Raw genomic sequence first — 15,652 nt, 5'->3', positions numbered from 1 at the left:
GGCAGGAACGACCATCGAGCGCCTTCTAGAGCGGCTTTCAGCCGAGTCTGCTACAGCCCGAGCTCGACCGCACCGGATCGTGGCACAGGACCTGCCCAAGGTCTGCCCCATGAGCCCGTACAGTCTCGATCTGCGCCGGCGAATCGTCGATGCCTACGTCAACGGCGAGGGGAGCATTCGGGAAATAGCGGAGCGTTTCTCGGTCGCGCCGAACACTGTGCAGAATTACCTCACCCAGGTGCGCGCGACAGGCAGCCTTGCGCCCTTGCCGCACGGTGGTGGAGTGGGGCCGAAGATCGACCGGGCGGGGCTGGATGAGGTGCGCAAGCTGGTCGAGGAAAAGAACGACCGGACGCTGGCCGAGTTGGCTGAGCAGTTCGAGCAGCGGCAGGAGGTGCGTGTCAGCATCCCGACGATGCATCGGGCGCTGCAGCGGCTGGGCATCACGAGAAAAAAAAACGCTTCGAGCGAGCGAGCAGTATCGGCCCGCCGTCCGCAAGGGCCGCGCTCAGTTCCGGCGGCGAGCACGAAGAGTAGGCGCACGCCACATCACCTTCTTCGACGAGTTCGGTCTGCATCGCGGGATGGCGCGGCGGTACGGTCGTGCGCGTCGCGGGCGTCGGGCGCACGGCAGGGTGCCGTGTAACAGGTGGAGTGGGGCCGAAGATCGACCGGGCGGGGCTGGATGAGGTGCGCAAGCTGGTCGAGGAAAAGAACGACCGGACGCTGGCCGAGTTGGCTGAGCAGTTCGAGCAGCGGCAGGAGGTGCGTGTCAGCATCCCGACGATGCATCGGGCGCTGCAGCGGCTGGGCATCACGAGAAAAAAAAACGCTTCGAGCGAGCGAGCAGTATCGGCCCGCCGTCCGCAAGGGCCGCGCTCAGTTCCGGCGGCGAGCACGAAGAGTAGGCGCACGCCACATCACCTTCTTCGACGAGTTCGGTCTGCATCGCGGGATGGCGCGGCGGTACGGTCGTGCGCGTCGCGGGCGTCGGGCGCACGGCAGGGTGCCGTGTAACACCGACCCGAAGATCACGCTCATCGTCGGGCTGAATCTCGGCGGCGCCGTAGAACCGATGGCCTTCGAGGGGTCCATGAACGGCGCCATCTTCGAGGCGTACATCCGCGACCGGATCGCTCCTCGAGTGCAGCCCGGCGATGTGATCGTTGTCGACGGGCTGGGTGCACACCGTGCTCCCGGTGCTCGCGCTGCCGTCGAGGAGCGCGGGGCAAAGTTCTGGATTTTGCCGCCTTATTCGCCTGACCTGTCGCCGGTGGAAGGCTGCGGCAGCAAAGTCAAGGAGCTCACCCGCGCCGCCGCCCCGCGCTCGGTTCCGCAGGTATACCGAGCCATGGGCCGAGCCATCGGTCTGGTAACTGATCGCGACGCCAAAGGTTGGTTTCAGCACGCCGGCTACATCCGTCCACCGCGTCGCCCACCTCCCTCGCGTGCCGGCGCAACCCGGAGGATGGCGCCGCCCGGCGAGCGCTCTCGCGCTCCGCCAGCGGGGATGCCCTGCAGCATAGGGAATCAGTGAGCCCGAGCAGCAGCTTTTGTACCAGACCCAGCTGAAAACCGCTCTAGAGCGACAAACGGGTTGAAACCCCGGAAAAGAACAGGAATTTGAACCGCCAAGCGCACCAAGGACGCCAAGATTCTGTTTTGTTCTTGGCGTCCTTGGCGCCTTGGCGGCTAATTTCTCGCTCGATCAACGTGATCCGTGTCCTAGGCCGGCCGGTCGCCGCTGACCGCTGCCCGCACTGCGGCCGAGGTGCCCCATGAGCCCGTGGGGCCCGCACGCTGGCCCCGCTCGCGCCCTGAACATCGCCGAGATTGCCGCGCAGGAGCCGCTCATCCGCAGCGCCCTGCGTGGTCTCGGTGTGCGCGCCATCGATCTCGACGACGTGTGCCAGGACGTTGTGCTCGGGGCATAGATCTGCTCGCAGGCTGGACGCTACAGACCCGACCGCACGCGCGAACCTCTGGACGCGCTAAAACGCTGGCTTTTCGGAGTGTGCAGGTTCCACTGCACCCATTACCACGAGTGCGCCTTCCGACGCCGGGAGGTGCCGGTCGACGACCCGTGGGCGACCACGGCGCGGGTGAGGAGCGCGTTGACCCCGGGCACGCCGGCGAGCGCATCGACGCGGCCACGGCGCTCATGGTGATCGCCGCGATGCCGCTCTGGGCCCGCGAGGTGCTCGTCCTCGCTGCGCTCGGGCACGGCGGCACCGAGATCGCTGCCATCCTCGACATCCCGCTCGGAACGCCGGAGCCGGTCGCGGCGGATCTGGCGGACTTGGGAGGAGGCCGAGCGCTGCCCAAGGCGGTATCTCCGAGTACGTCCGGCGGCATCGGACGAGCCCCCCCACGGCGCTGAGCAGGCTCCGCATCGCTCGCGAGGCGCTGGCGCTGCGGCTCAAGAGGTGGCGGCGATGAGCAAGTACACACCGAAGCCGCCCGCCCTGACGGTAGACGACCTGACGTCATTTCCGAAGGGACGACGCCGCGCTCGATCCGTTCCCGATGCGACCCTGGAACCACGCGCGCTGGCTGGCGGCCGGCCTTGACCTTTACCTGAACGCCAGGATCAAAGCCGACCGCGACGCCTTCCAGCAGGCGATCGGCGCCATCCAGGTCCTTGACGCGCTGGGCCGGCTCTATGTACGTCGGGACGGGTAGGCGCACGCACGCCTCGGGGCTTCTCGAGATGGCCCCCAGGCTCATCTGGAGGACGACAACGGCAGATAGGCGCCAGCCGAGAGTCGCCCGCTGCGTCGCGCACTCGTGGTATACACACGCCAGCCTTGGCCCCCCGTCGAGGCGCGCGGACCGGAGCACGGAGACGCTTCCCAACCGGCGCCCCTTGCGCCATGATGCGCCCGCCGTGTACCTCAAGCGCCTCATACTCAAGGATCTCAAGGGAATACGTTCGCTCGACTTCAGCTTCGAGCGAAGAAATGGCGCGTATGACGGGTGGACGGTCATCACCGGTGACAACGGTGCCGGCAAGACCGCACTACTGCGTGCACTCGCGCTGGCCATCGTCGGGCCCGACGTGGCGCGGGCACTTCAGCCGTCGCTCCTGGGCTGGATTGGCCGGGGCGGGAACCACGCCGAGATCGCGGCAGAGATCGTTCCCGAGCGCGATGACGGATTCGCAACCGGTCGGCGGTACGAGAGGTCGTTCTGGTCTGAGTTGGACCTGGTGAAGAACGGCGGACCTGAGGTATCGCTGGTACCTGCGGCCCGACTTCGCCGCGGCAAGAAGGGACCGCTGAACGGTCCCTGGGCGGAGAATACGCCAGGATGGTTCGCAGCTGGGTACGGCCCATTCCGGCGCCTTTACGGCGCTTCTCCCGAAGCCCAGCGGCTCATGGTTGGCCCCAGTCGCGTGGTGAGATTTGCCACCATGTTCAAGGAAGATGCGACGCTCGGGGAATGCGAAATATGGCTCAAGGACTTGAACTATAAGGCATTGGAAAAGCGACCCAAGGAAATTCGAATCCTTGAGAGCGTAATGGAATTACTTAATCACGATTTTTTGCAGAATGGTATTAGAGTCGAAAAAATCGATTCCGATGGTTTATGGCTTCGAGACGCTCGGGGCACCGTGCTGCCGCTCGCAGACATGAGCGAAGGCTACCGTGCCGCGCTGGCAGTGCTCGTTGATATCGTTCGACACATGGTCGTAGTTTACGGGCTTGGGGAAGGCGACAAGAATCTGATATCCAAGAAGGGCGGCCGCGTGGTCGCCGAATATCCTGGAATCGTGCTGGTCGACGAAGTTGACGCTCATCTCCACCCAGAATGGCAGCGTCGTATCGGTTTTTGGCTCAAGGAACACTTCCCACGCATTCAGTTCATCGTTACCACTCACAGCCCACTCATCTGTCAGGCGGCCGATGAGCAAGCCATTTACCACCTACCTGCGCCAGGCAGCGAAGGTGTTCCGCGCCAACTCAGCATCGAAGAATATTGGGAGGTTGTTCGAGGTACCCCGACCGAAATCTATAGAACGGCAGCGTTCGGAATGCGGGAGACGCGGTCGTCGCGAGCGACTCAAGCTCGTCGAGAGCATGCGCAACTCAAGGCTAAAGAGAAGGCCGCGGCGCTGACCGCCGCAGAGGTTCAAAAACTGAAGCAGCTCGAGTTGTTCGCGGATCCGTCGTAGGTAGCTGCAATGCGCCGGTATATACGGGAAGATCTGCCTAACGACGTGCTCAAGTACCTGCAACGCAAGCAGACTGAGGTCGATGGCGGCAAGGACGCCCGAGCGACCTGGGAGCAGGCAAGGCCGACGAAAAAGATAGGCCAAGTCGTAGCCACACTGAAACGCATGACGGGTGTCCGAGCCCGCTGCATGTACTGCGAAGACTCACGTGGCACGGACATCGATCATTTTCGACCGCTTGTGCTGTCCCCGGACAAGGCCTTTCTGTGGGCGAATTTGCTCTGGAATTGCACCGATTGCGGTCGACACAAGTCGGCCCAATTCCCCGTGGATCACGCCAACGCACCACTGCTAATCAACCCGACAGCTGAGGATCCCTGGGATTTTCTGTTTTATGATACCGGGACGGGGAACCTTGCGGCGCGATTTGATCCGAATACAAGGCAAGCCGTACCAAAAGGCAGACAGACGCTCGGTTCGCTCGGGGAGACGTTACAGGACGAAGCGGTGGTGGATGGCAGGCGCCGCACGCAACGCAATCTATCCAAAGCGGTGCGAACGTTTTTGCATCACCCCGATCTTCCGGGGGCAGTGCATGATTTGTTAGAGAGCGTACGCGATAATGATGCGTACGGTCTCACCCGGTGGTACTTCCTGAAAGAGGGCCGCGAGGAAGCGCCTTTCTCCGAGCTCCGTGCGCAGCACCATGACGTGTGGATCCAAATCGAGGGTAGCATCACGTAGCGGGAACCCAAGCTTGGCCGCTCTTCTCGATAACTGCGCGCTGCGGATTGTTGGGAGTAGTTGGAGGCATTGTAGGCCACAAGGTCGCGCGACTTCACGGGCCGTGGCAGGCAACTGGCGAGGGAGGTAAGTGCGATGTCCCGGCCAGCTACTCGGTAAAAAGGCTGAGCTGCACCATCCTGCGCGGTCCCGGCGCGAGCGGCGGCTCTGACGGCGGGGGCTCCGGCGGCCCCGCGGATGGCGTAGGCGCCACAGCATTGCCCCTCGCCCTGGCCGAGGTGAAGCGCTCGATCGCCATGCCGGCGGCCATCGCCGCGACGAACGCGAGCACGGCGCTCGATCCGGTCGCCAGCGAGACGAGCGCCGGCCCCGGGCAGTACCCGGCGAGACCCCAGCCGACGCCGAACAGCGCGGCGCCAGCGACGAGGCGCGCGTCGATGTCGGCGCGGGTCGGGACGTCCGCGCGGTCGGCCAGGAGGGGAAACCGCGGCGCGCGAGCAAGGCCGGCCGCATCGGCGCCGCCCCCGCGCCGCCGCCAGCGAAGGACGCGGTAGGCCAGGAAGTGCACGGATACCGCGCCGGCCATCACGAACGCGAGGCTCGGGTCCCAGCCGCCGGCCACGTCGAGGAAGCCGATGACCCTGGACGGCTGCGTCATGCCGGAGACGCCGAGCCCCACGGCGAACAGCAGGCCGGCGAGGAACGCGACAGCGCCCCGCCTCATCGCGCCCCCCCGAGCAGGTGCCGGCTGACGTACACCGTGATGGCCGCGGTCGCGATGAACGTCAGCGTGGCGACGAGCGACCGGACCGACAGGCGGCTGAGGCCGCAGACTCCATGGCCGCTCGTGCACCCGTTGCCGAGCGGCGCGCCCCAGCCGACGAGCAACCCGGCGACGATCACGAGGCCGAGCGAGCCGCCGCCCCCCGCCGAGGGGAAGGCGACCGGGTGCGCGGCGGCGAGCGCGAGGCCGCCGAGGAGGAGGCCCGCGACGAACGCCGCGCGCCAGGCGGTGTCGCCAGGCTTCCGGAAGAGGAGCCCTCCGGCGATGCCGCTGATGCCAGCGACCCTCCCGTTGAAGAGCAGGAGGAGAGACGCGCCCAGGCCGATGAGGGCGCCGCCGAGGAGGGGGCCTATCACGGTGAATTCATTCACGATGCCACCTCGCCGAGAGACCGGTGGCCAGCATAGCAATGCGCGTCATCCACGGAAGACGAACCACCACGCGGTGCGCAATGCCGGTGCCCGCTCGGCGGTTGTCGGCCGGCCCGCCGGCTCGCGCGCCCCCTGCCCCGTCCGCCACCGCTCGCCGCGCCACCGCTCGCCGCACCACCGCTCGCCGCACCACCGCTCGCCGCACCACCGTTCGCCGCACCACCGCTCGCCGCGCCACCGCTGCTGCGAGCGCGCGGCGCCACACCCCGCCTGGAGCGCCGCCCGACAGAGCGGGTGGGGCTGGGAGCGGGCGTATCACACACAGCGCCGGCGGACGGCCGAGATTGTGCCGGGTCCCAGGGGTGCTGGTGTATACTGGCGGCCGATGGCCCACGCAGGCTCGGACGCGGCGGAACCGGCTTCATGGCGCAGGATTCCGCGCGTCGGGGATGTCGTCGGCGGCAAGTACCGCGTCGAGCGGGTGCTCGGCCGCGGCGGCATGGGGATCGTCGTCGCGGCGCACCACCTCTCGCTGCGCCACCGCGTCGCGCTGAAGTTCCTGCTGCCCGAGGGGCGCACGACGCCCGGCGCCACGGAGCGCTTCTTCCGGGAGGCGCAGGCCGCGGCGGCGATCGCCAGCGAGCACATCGCCCGCGTCATCGATGTGGGGCAGACCGACGACGATCTGCCCTATTTCGTGATGGAGTACCTGAATGGCATCGATCTGGAGGCGCTGCTCGAATCGCGGGGCCCGCTGCCCGTGGAGCAGGCGGTCAGCTACGTGATCGAGGCCTGCGAGGCGCTCGCCGAGGCGCACTCGCTCGGGATCGTCCACCGCGACCTCAAGCCGGGCAACCTCTTCCTCGCGAGCCGCAAGGACGGCTCGACCCTGATCAAGGTGCTCGACTTCGGCATCTCGAAGGCGTCCGAGGAGGGCGTGCTCGGCCTGAACGCCCAGCTGACCGCATCCGCCGTGGTGCTCGGCTCCCCCCGCTACATGTCGCCGGAGCACATCCGCAGCACCCGGACGGTCGACGCCCGCAGCGACATCTGGGCGCTCGGCATGACGCTCTATCAGCTCCTGACAGGGCGGCTGCCGTTCGAGACCGAGTCCGTCTCGGCGCTGTTCGTCAGCATCGTGACCGACGCGCCCGTGCCCCCGCGCAGCCACCGGCCCGAGATCCCGCTCCCGCTCGAGTGGGTCATCCTGATGTGCCTCGAGAAGGATCCGGCGCGCCGTCCCCAGACGATCGCCGAGCTGGCCACGCTGCTCGAGCCGCTCGGGTCGGAGTCCGCGCGCCAGACGGTGGCGCGCATCCTGCGCAGGGCGATGGGGAACGAGGCCGTCGACGCGCCGCCGGCGCCGGACCGCCCGCGGGCCATCGACGAGGAAGCCGAGACCCTGACCGGGCCGATCGGCCCCACGCGTGGGTCCCGGCACAGCATGAGCGAGCAGGCGAAGGAGCGCGCCTCCTCGATGCCACCCACGCGGGTCTCCGCTCCACCCTCCGTCGCGACGGCGGCCTCGCCATCGATGCCGCCCGCGCGGGTGTCGGTCGCTCCTCTCACGCTCACCGCCACGGCCTCGCCGTCGGTGCCGCCCGCGCGGGTGTCCGTCGCTTCTCTCACGCCCACCGCCGCGGCCTCGCCGTCGGAGCCGCCCGCGCGGACGTCGGCCGCCGGACCTCCCTCCGTGCACGCGTTGCCCCCGGACGAGTCGCTGGCGCCGACGGCGGCGCCGTCCAGACGGGGCGAGCGCGTCGCCGCGGGGGATCGACAGGAGCGGCGCCGGCGAAGCATGGTCGCGCCCCTCGCGGCGGCGGCGCTCATCGCGCTCCTCGGGGGCATGGCGGCGACCGCGTGGCTCGGGCGCGGCGCGGCGCCGGCCCCGGGCGCGCCGCCCGCCGGCGAGGCGGCCTCGCAGGTCGCGCCGGCGCAGGACGAGCCTCCCGCGCCCTCGATCGAGGATCCCGGGCCTTCGTCCCTCCCGCCGCCGGAGGTCGCCTCGCCGCCCACGGCCGCGGCGGCCGCCGCGGCGAGCGGGTTCGCCACGGCCGGCGCAGCGCTCGCGCCGCTCGGCTCGGCGAAAGCGGGCCGCCCGCGCGCGGTGCTCGCGCCGTCGTCGCCGTACCCGGCCAGCAGCGAGCCGGCGCCGACGAAGGCGACGCGCCTGCGCGAGCGCCGCTAGCTGCATGCGTCGAGCGCCCTCGAGCACGCGCGCTCGCCGGTGGAGGCTCGCCGCGGTGCCCCTCCTCGCGGGCGCCCTGCTCCAGGCCCCCGCCGCCCGCGCCGACGGCGAGGGCCAGGCCGACGAGGCCGACCTCCATTTCGACCTGGGCCGCGATCTCTACAAGCAGGGGCAGTTCCAGGCCGCCCTCGAGCACTTCCTCGCGTCGAACCGGCTCGTGCCGAACCGCAACGTCGTCTTCAACATCGCGCTCACCTACGAGGAGCTGGGCCGCTTCGCGGACGCGCACCGGTACTACGACGACGCGCTCGAGGGCGAGGCCGACCCGGAGGTCGTCGCCGAGGTCCAGGCCGCGCTCCAGCGGATCGCGCCGCGCGTGGCCGTGCTCCAGATCGTCACGTCGCCGCCGGGGGCCAGGATCTACGTCGATCGCAAGGACCTCGGCGCGCGCGGCACGGCGCCGCGCCGGCTCGCCATGTCCGAGGGGCGCTACCGGATCCTCGTCGAGCTCGCGGGCTACGAGCCCGTGGCCGTGGACGACGTGCCGGTGAAGCTGGGGCAGAGCAAGGAGGTCCTCATCGTGCTCCGCCGCATCGTGGGCACCGTGCGGGTCGACGTGCGCGGCGCGAGCGAGGCCACCGTGCGCGTCGACCACGACGGCGCGCCGGCCGCCTGCACCGCCCCGTGCGATCTCGATCTGCCGCCGGGCCGCCACGTGCTCCATTTCTCGCGCCCGGGCTTCGAGGCGGCGCCGCAGCCGCTGACCGTCGCCGCGCACGAGACGGTGCCGATCACGGCGACGCTCAGCCCGCTCACCGGCTCGATCCTCGTGCGGGCCGACGAGCCCGACGCCCTCGTCGAGATCGACGGCCGCCCCATGGGCTTCACGCCGTCGGTGATCCAGGGCGTCCCCGTGGGCCGGCGCCGCGTCCGCGTGAGCCTGCGGGGCTTCGCGCCCGTCGAGCGGACGATCGAGGTGACGGCCGGCCAGCAGGCGGAGCTGCGCGACGTCACGCTGGCGCCCCTCCGGGAGGTGTCGTCGGCCTCGCGCGTCGTCGAGCGCCTGGAGGACGCGCCCGCATCCATCAGCGTCATCGAGCAGCACGAGCTGCGCGCCTTCGGGTACCCGACCATCGCCGAGGCGCTGCGCGGCACGCGCGGCATCTACCTCTCGAACGATCGCGTCGTCTACTCGGCCGGGATCCGCGGGCTCGGCGAGCCGCTCGACTACGGCAACCGGCTCCTCGTCCTCTCCGACGGCCACTCGACGAACGACAACGTGCTGAACGCCTCGTTCGTGGGCTCCGACGCGCGCGACGACCTCCACGACGTGGATCACATCGAGGTCGTCCGCGGCCCAGGCTCGCTGCTCTACGGCACGGGCGCGCTCTCGGGCATCGTCAACCTCGTCCCGCGCGGGCGCGACGAGCCCACGAGCGCGCACGCCGCGGCCGGCACCTACTACGACGGCGTGGGCCACGCGCGCGCCGGGTTCCACTACAACGCCCGCAGGGACGCGGGCGTGCAGGCGAGCGTCTCCGGGGCGCGCTCCGACGGGTTCGACGTCCCGGTGGCGCTGCGGGACCCGGGCGAGGGCCCGCGCGTGCAGATCGCCGAGCGCGCCGAGACCTTCCGGGCCGGCGGCACGTCCGGGCGCGCCTGGTACGGGCCGTTCACGGCGCAGTGGATGTACCACGCGCGCGAGCAGCTCGTCCCGATCGGCTACGTGGGCACGCGGCTCAACGACCTCGGGACGAGCTACGAGGACGCGCACATGATGGCCGAGGTGCGCTTCGAGCCGCGGCTCACGCCCGACCTGCAGCTCATGGCGCGCGCCCACGTGAACCGCTTCGTCTGGCACGGCGCCTACGCGTTCGACGAGGGGACGATCTTCGAGCAGCAGCACGGCACCTGGCTGGGCGGCGAGCTCAGGGCGGCGTGGACGCCGCTCCCCTGGCTGAGGGTCACCGGCGGCGGCGAGGTGCAGGCGCACCCCGAGGCGACGCTGAGCAGCGTGCTCGCGGACGGCCGCGCGCACACGAAGCCCGTGCCGTACCGCTTCGGCGCCGGCTACCTGATCCTCGACAGCTCGCCCGCCCCGTGGGTCCGCCTCTCGTGGGGCGCGCGCCTCGACGTCTACAGCACGTTCGCGCCGATCGTGGTGCCGCGCGCCGCGGTCATCCTCCGGCCCGCGCCGGGCGGGGTCCTGAAGATCATGGGCGGGCGCGCCTTCCGCGCCCCGAGCATCTCCGAGCAGTTCTACACCGACGGCAAGACGCAGGTGCCCGCCGTCGACCCCGAGCGGGGCCTCGTGCTCAAGCCGGAGTCCATCGCTTCCGCCGAGATCGAGTACTCGCAGCGCGTCGGCGACGACTGGACAGCGCTCGGCGCCGTTCACGCGAGCAAGCTGTCGGACCGGATCACCTCCGAAGAGGACAGGCCCGGCGTGCCCGGCGTCGTGCGCTACGTGAACAGCCGTCGAGACGCGTTCGTGGCGGGGTGTGACGTCGAGCTCCGCCGCGAGTGGCGCCAGGGCTGGATGCTCGCGGCGACGTACGGCTACCAGCGCGGCGAGCTCAGGCGCGGCGAGCGGCTGATCAACGCGCCGGAGCACCTCGCGTCGTTTCGCGGCGTCGTCCCGGTGGTGGAGCGGCTCGCCGCCGCGGGGCTCCGGATCAACCTGGAGGCGCCCCGGCGCATCGGCCGCAGCTCGGCCGACGAGACAGCGGGCGCGATCGTCGCGGACCTCACGGTGTCCGGGGAGCTCCAGCGCTTCCACAGCCGCTATGTGATCGGCATCTACAACGCCATGGACACGCGGTACGACTACCCGGCCGCGGAGAGCTACCTCTCGGCCACGAGCCGGCAGAACGGCAGGACCTTCCTCGCCGAGATCACCGTCAGTTATCCATAGCTCCGCGCGTCGGGTCGTGCGCGTGCGGCCCCGCTTCGATCCGGGCCCCGGCTCCGGCGATCGTTACGAGGTTCTTGACCTTCGGAACATTGTTGGAGCTCCTGGCATCATGAGAGGAGTGGCATCTGGCGGCGGCTGCTTGGCGGCGGCGCCTCTGGTACGGCACGCGGCCGAGGCCGCCGCTGGAGGCGAAAGCGGGTGTGTTGGCCTGCAAGGCTCGCCATGGTGGGTGTCAGAAAGTGTTAGACTCCGTCATGGGAGGGCTCATGCTGCCGCTGCCGCGGCTACCTCACCGAGCGCCCGCATGACGAGCCCGCCCCCTCACTTTCCCTACACGATCGGCGAAACCGTTGCCGAGGGCCGCGGGGTTGCCGTGTACCGCGCTGTTCGAAACGCCGATGGCCACCCGGTGGTCCTCAAGGTGCTCGACCCACGAAGCTGCCGGCCGAAGGACCTCGATCGCCTCAAGAGGGAGTACGAGACGGGCAAGACGCTGGACGTCGGGACCGTCGTCAGGCCCCTCGCCCTCGAGAGGTACGAGGGGAGGCTCGCCCTCGTCATGGAAGACTCCGGCGCGGAGCCGCTCGATCGACTGCTCGGGGCGCCGATGGCGATCGGCAGGTTCCTCGACATTGCTGTTCGCGTCGCAGGGGCCGTCTCCGACATTCACCAGCGAGGCGTAGTCCACAGAGATCTCAAGCCCGCCAACATCCTCGTCAATTCCACCACCGGCGAGGTGAAGATTGCCGATCTCGGGCTCGCGTCACGGCTCCCCCGCGACCAGCAGGCCGCGCAGCCAGCGCGCCTCATCGAGGGCTCACTACCTTACATATCGCCCGAGCAGACAGGGCGGATGAACCGAGGGATCGACAGCCGCAGCGATCTGTATTCCCTGGGTGTCACGTTCTACCAGATGCTCACGGGAAAGCTCCCAATCCAGGCTCGCGATCCGCTGGAATGGATTCATGGTCACATCGCCCGCGCGTTCGCGGCGCCGTCCGACGTGGTCCCCGAAGTGCCCGAGGCGGTCGCGCGCATCGTGATCAAGCTCCTCGCGAAGATGCCCGAGGAGCGCTACCAGACCGCACGCGGCCTTCGCTGTGACCTGGAAAGGTGCTTCGAGCTATGGACCTGCCGTGGGAGCATCGAGCCCTTCCCCTTGGGCGAGCAGGACGTGTCGGGCCGCCTCGAGATCCCGCAGAAGCTCTACGGGCGCGACGAGGAGATCGCGGCGCTGCTGGGCGCCTTCGAGCGCGTGTTCGACACCGGTTCTCCTGAGTCGGCCGGCTCCTCGTGTCGCATCTGCCCAGAGAGTCCCTCGAGGAGCGAGCTTTCGACGTCGCGAATCAGCTCAATTACGGCGCCCACCTCCTCACCGACCCACGCGAGAGGGAGGCGCTCTGCCGGCTCAACCTCCTGGCAGGGCTCAAGGCAAAGGCTTCGGTCGCCTTCGCTTCGGCTCGCGGCTACCTGGCCCAGGCGACATCACTGCTGCCCCCGGACGCCTGGAGCGCACGGTACGAGGACACGTTCACGCTCTACCTGGAGCTCGCAGAATGCGAGTACCTCGCCGGCGACTTCCAGCGGGCCGACGAGCTGGTCGACCTGATTCTCCAGAACGCCCGCGCGACCCCCGACCGAGCCAGGGCCTACCGGCTGCGCATGCGGCTCTATCAGATGGCCGGACGACACCGCGACGCGGCGACGGTCATGCTCGAGGCCCTGCGGCTCTACGGGGTGACGCTCCCGGATCTCGACGAGGAGATCCAGGCGGCCGTGGAGGCCGAGATCCGCCAGGTCCCGATCAACTTGCGCGGGCGTCGCATCGCCGATCTCGTCGACGCGCCCGTAGCCACGGACGAAAGCGTGCGGGCGCTCATCGGTCTGGTCGCCGAATCGAGCCCCCTCATCTACTCCGTGCGACCGGCGCTCTGGGCCCTGCTCACCGCCAAGGGAGTGAACGTCTCCCTGCGGTGCGGACACGCCGAAGAGTCCTCGTTCGTCTACAGTTGTTACTCCATGGTGGTGGTGTCGATCCTGGACGACATTCCATGCGCGTTCCAGTTCTCTGAGATGGCGCTCAGGCTGAATGAAAGGTTCAAGAGCGTCACGACCAAGCTCAAGGGGAAGCTGCTCTTTCATCACGCGGGCGTCGTCAATTTCTGGCGCAGGCACTACGCGACGAGCCTCCCGCTCATGGACCAGGCCTTCCTCGATTGCCTCGACGTTGGAGATCTCATCTGCGCCGGCTACTTGACGTACAACATGGTATGGCTTCTCCTGGAGAACGGCGACCCGCTCGATCGCGTCATTGACGTCGCGCGGAAGTACACCGCGTTCGCCCGGCAGACCCACAACGAGGTGGTGTACCATGTAGTCCGGCTCGAAGAGCAGTTTGCGGCGAGCCTGAAGGGAGCGACGCAGGCAGCCACGAGCTTCTGCGACGGCGCCTTCGACAAGGAGAACAGCATCGCGATCCTCAACAAGGCGGGCTTCGGCCTCGGAATCGCCGTTGTTCATATCATGAAGCAGATCGCGGCATTTACCCATGAACGGTACGCCGAAGCGCTGGAGTCCGCAGCCAGCGCCGCGCTGATGCAGCACCAGGTGGCGTCTCTGGCGATGGAGGCGGCGCACCACTTCTACCACGCGCTCACGCTGACGGCGCTCCACGCGCAGGCACCTCAGGAGCAGCGGCGGCAATTCGCGCAGCCCCTCGAGGAGCAACTGCGGAAGCTGAAGCTCTGGGCCGACAACTGCCCCGAGAACTTCCAGAGCCGCTACGCCCTGGTGTCAGCCGAGGTCGCGCGCATCGAGGGCAGGGACCTCGACGGCATGCGCCTCTATGAAGAGGCCATCCGCTCGGCGCGCGACAGCGGCTTCGTCCACAATGAAGCGCTCGCCTACGAGCTCGCGTCTCGGTTCTACCGAGCGCGAGGGTTCGAGCGAATCGCCGATACGTACCTGCGCGAGGCCCGGTCCTGCTACGTGCGCTGGGGGGCGGACGGCAAGGTGAAGCAGCTCGAGACGCTGTATCCGCAGCTCCTGGAGCAACGGCCGCTCGCGCCCACCGCCACCTTCGCGGCGCGCGCCGAGCACCTCGACCTGCTCTCGGTCGTCAAGGCGTCGCAGACCATCTCGAGCGAGATCCTCCTGGAGAAGCTCTTGCGAACGCTGCTCGAGTTCGTCCTCGAGCAGGGAGGTGCCCAGAAGGGCTGCCTCATCCTCGTACGGGGCAGTGATCTGACGATCGAAGCGGAAGCCGCGATCGAAGAGCGACAAGGCACCGTGACGAAGGTCCTGCATTCCTTGCCAGTGTCCTCCTCGCCGCTCGTCCCCGCCTCGCTCCTCCGCTACGTGCGGCTCACCAAAGAGCGGGTGCTCCTCGATGACGCCGCCACGAAGGCCGGCAGGTTTTCGGACGACGAGCACATCGTCCGACAGAAGCCGAGGTCGATCCTCTGCGTTCCAATCTTGCGGCAGGCCGAGGTGATCGGCCTGCTTTACCTCGAAAACAACCTCACCACGCACGCGTTCACGCCCGAGCGGCTCCTCGCCCTCGAGCTGCTCGCGACGCAAGCGGCCATCTCGCTCGAGCACGCGCTCTTGCTCGCCAGGGAGCGAGGGGCGCGGGCGGCGGCAGAGGCCGCGGAGAGGCGCACGGCGATCCTCGCCCACGAGCTGAAGACGCCGCTGACAGGCGTCCATCTCAAGCTCGACGCGCTCTCGCGATCGATAAAGCATCAAGAGACGGTATCCTCGTCCTGGTTGTCGTCCTCGCTTACGTCGCTCAAGGGTCAGCTCGGTCGGCTCAGCGTGTTGATCGACAGCCTGCTCGACCTCTCGCGCGTCCAGGTGGGGCGGCTCGTCCTGACGCGTGAGCCGGTGGACTTGACGGCGCTCGTGCGGGACGTCGTCGGGAGGCTGAGCGAGCAGGCGGCGCTGGCAGGATGTGCGCTCCACGTCCAGGCGATATGCGCTGTCTGGGGCCAGTGGGATCGGCTGCGGCTCGAGCAGGTCGCGACGAACCTGCTGACGAACGCTCTGAAGTACGGAGCTGGAAAGCCGGTTCGGATCGTCGCCGACGCGGATGGGTCCGTCGCTCGCCTCTCGATCTTCGATCAGGGGATCGGGATATCTGAGCCCGACCAGCGGCGCGTCTTCGAGGCGTTTGAGCGCGCGACGGGGCTTCATCAAGCGCAGAGCCTCGGACTCGGCCTGTACCTTGTTCGGGAGATCGTACGAGCGCACGGCGGTCGCGTGCATCTGCACAGCCAGCTAGGTTCAGGAACAACGTTCACCGTCGAGCTGCCTATCGAGCCGGACGGCGAGATCAGCCTCGCGCAGCCATCGTGAGGCGAAGGAGGCGAGCGGGCGCGTCGAGGGCCGCGCCACTCGCCAGACCGCCGCGGCGCGTCCCCCGCCCAGAAGCGCAAACCTACTTTGGAGGTACGGGCGCGGTGACGGCGTTCGCGAG

Annotated in this window: 13 protein-coding genes; 11 read left to right on the top strand and 2 right to left on the bottom strand. The window is 68.7% G+C overall.

Features of this window, described 5'->3' with window-relative positions:
* The first annotated feature begins 109 nt into the window (after positions 1-109).
* From WMF22_RS12560 to WMF22_RS12530, 7 genes are all read left to right on the top strand, one after another.
* Positions 110-646 (top strand): IS630 transposase-related protein, encoded by a 537-nt coding sequence (locus tag WMF22_RS12560; protein ID WP_438035916.1) that lies wholly within the window; start codon positions 110-112, stop codon positions 644-646.
* 39 nt (positions 647-685) lie between these two features.
* Complete coding sequence (locus WMF22_RS12555) at positions 686-1,537, top strand: transposase (protein WP_438035915.1); 852 nt, start codon at positions 686-688, stop codon at positions 1,535-1,537.
* Between the two features lie 241 nt (positions 1,538-1,778).
* On the top strand, positions 1,779-1,934 hold the full coding sequence (locus WMF22_RS12550; protein ID WP_438035914.1) for a hypothetical protein: 156 nt from the start codon (positions 1,779-1,781) through the stop codon (positions 1,932-1,934).
* A gap of 149 nt (positions 1,935-2,083) precedes the next feature.
* Positions 2,084-2,380: a hypothetical protein gene (locus WMF22_RS12545; RefSeq protein ID WP_438035913.1), complete on the top strand. Its 297-nt coding sequence runs from the start codon at positions 2,084-2,086 to the stop codon at positions 2,378-2,380.
* A 146-nt stretch (positions 2,381-2,526) separates the two neighbouring features.
* Positions 2,527-2,682 (top strand): hypothetical protein, encoded by a 156-nt coding sequence (locus WMF22_RS12540; protein ID WP_438035912.1) that lies wholly within the window; start codon positions 2,527-2,529, stop codon positions 2,680-2,682.
* Between the two features lie 205 nt (positions 2,683-2,887).
* On the top strand, positions 2,888-4,174 hold the full coding sequence (locus tag WMF22_RS12535; protein ID WP_438035911.1) for an AAA family ATPase: 1,287 nt from the start codon (positions 2,888-2,890) through the stop codon (positions 4,172-4,174).
* A 45-nt stretch (positions 4,175-4,219) separates the two neighbouring features.
* Positions 4,220-4,918 carry a hypothetical protein gene (locus tag WMF22_RS12530; RefSeq protein ID WP_438035910.1) on the top strand — a complete coding sequence of 233 codons (699 nt, stop codon included), beginning with the start codon at positions 4,220-4,222 and terminating at the stop codon, positions 4,916-4,918.
* A 148-nt stretch (positions 4,919-5,066) separates the two neighbouring features.
* Here the strand turns inward: WMF22_RS12530 and WMF22_RS12525 are convergent, their stop codons facing one another.
* Together WMF22_RS12525 and WMF22_RS12520 are read right to left on the bottom strand one after the other, a co-directional pair.
* The gene (locus WMF22_RS12525; protein ID WP_438035909.1) at positions 5,067-5,642 is read right to left on the bottom strand and encodes a DUF6691 family protein; all 576 of its coding nucleotides are present in this window, start codon (positions 5,640-5,642) and stop codon (positions 5,067-5,069) included.
* The gene (locus tag WMF22_RS12520) at positions 5,639-6,073 is read right to left on the bottom strand and encodes a YeeE/YedE family protein (RefSeq protein WP_438035908.1); all 435 of its coding nucleotides are present in this window, start codon (positions 6,071-6,073) and stop codon (positions 5,639-5,641) included. Before WMF22_RS12520 ends, WMF22_RS12525 begins: the two co-directional genes overlap by 4 nt.
* A 385-nt stretch (positions 6,074-6,458) precedes the next feature.
* Between WMF22_RS12520 and WMF22_RS12515 the strand changes: the two genes are divergently transcribed.
* The 4 genes from WMF22_RS12515 to WMF22_RS12500 all read left to right on the top strand — a co-directional run bounded on the left by WMF22_RS12515 (position 6,459) and on the right by WMF22_RS12500 (position 15,531).
* Positions 6,459-8,261 (top strand): protein kinase domain-containing protein, encoded by a 1,803-nt coding sequence (locus WMF22_RS12515; RefSeq protein WP_438035907.1) that lies wholly within the window; start codon positions 6,459-6,461, stop codon positions 8,259-8,261.
* A gap of 55 nt (positions 8,262-8,316) precedes the next feature.
* Positions 8,317-11,175: a TonB-dependent receptor domain-containing protein gene (locus WMF22_RS12510; protein ID WP_438035906.1), complete on the top strand. Its 2,859-nt coding sequence runs from the start codon at positions 8,317-8,319 to the stop codon at positions 11,173-11,175.
* Positions 11,176-11,479: 304 nt separating this feature from the next.
* A complete protein-coding gene (locus WMF22_RS12505; RefSeq protein ID WP_438035905.1) occupies positions 11,480-12,784 on the top strand; it encodes a serine/threonine protein kinase in 1,305 nt (434 codons plus the stop codon).
* 53 nt (positions 12,785-12,837) lie between these two features.
* Positions 12,838-15,531: an ATP-binding protein gene (locus WMF22_RS12500; protein WP_438037256.1), complete on the top strand. Its 2,694-nt coding sequence runs from the start codon at positions 12,838-12,840 to the stop codon at positions 15,529-15,531.
* Positions 15,532-15,652 lie beyond the last annotated feature (121 nt).

The sequence above is a fragment of the Sorangium sp. So ce204 genome, assembly GCF_051526795.1.
Classification (GTDB): Bacteria; Myxococcota_A; Polyangia; order Polyangiales; family Polyangiaceae; genus Sorangium; species Sorangium cellulosum_B.
Note: the sequence above shows the minus strand (reverse complement) of the source record. Positions and strands in the feature narration are given on the sequence as shown.

What these genes read in the sequence shown, in the direction of transcription:
- WMF22_RS12550 (WP_438035914.1), top strand. Translation starts at nt 1,779, where the DNA reads ATGAGCCCGTGGGGCCCGCACGCTGGCCCCGCTCGCGCCCTGAACATC.
- WMF22_RS12540 (WP_438035912.1), top strand. Translation starts at nt 2,527, where the DNA reads ATGCGACCCTGGAACCACGCGCGCTGGCTGGCGGCCGGCCTTGACCTT.
- WMF22_RS12555 (WP_438035915.1), top strand. Translation starts at nt 686, where the DNA reads ATGAGGTGCGCAAGCTGGTCGAGGAAAAGAACGACCGGACGCTGGCCG.
- WMF22_RS12515 (WP_438035907.1), top strand. Translation starts at nt 6,459, where the DNA reads ATGGCCCACGCAGGCTCGGACGCGGCGGAACCGGCTTCATGGCGCAGG.
- WMF22_RS12525 (WP_438035909.1), bottom strand. Translation starts at nt 5,642, where the DNA reads ATGAGGCGGGGCGCTGTCGCGTTCCTCGCCGGCCTGCTGTTCGCCGTG.
- WMF22_RS12505 (WP_438035905.1), top strand. Translation starts at nt 11,480, where the DNA reads ATGACGAGCCCGCCCCCTCACTTTCCCTACACGATCGGCGAAACCGTT.
- WMF22_RS12500 (WP_438037256.1), top strand. Translation starts at nt 12,838, where the DNA reads ATGCGGCTCTATCAGATGGCCGGACGACACCGCGACGCGGCGACGGTC.
- WMF22_RS12560 (WP_438035916.1), top strand. Translation starts at nt 110, where the DNA reads ATGAGCCCGTACAGTCTCGATCTGCGCCGGCGAATCGTCGATGCCTAC.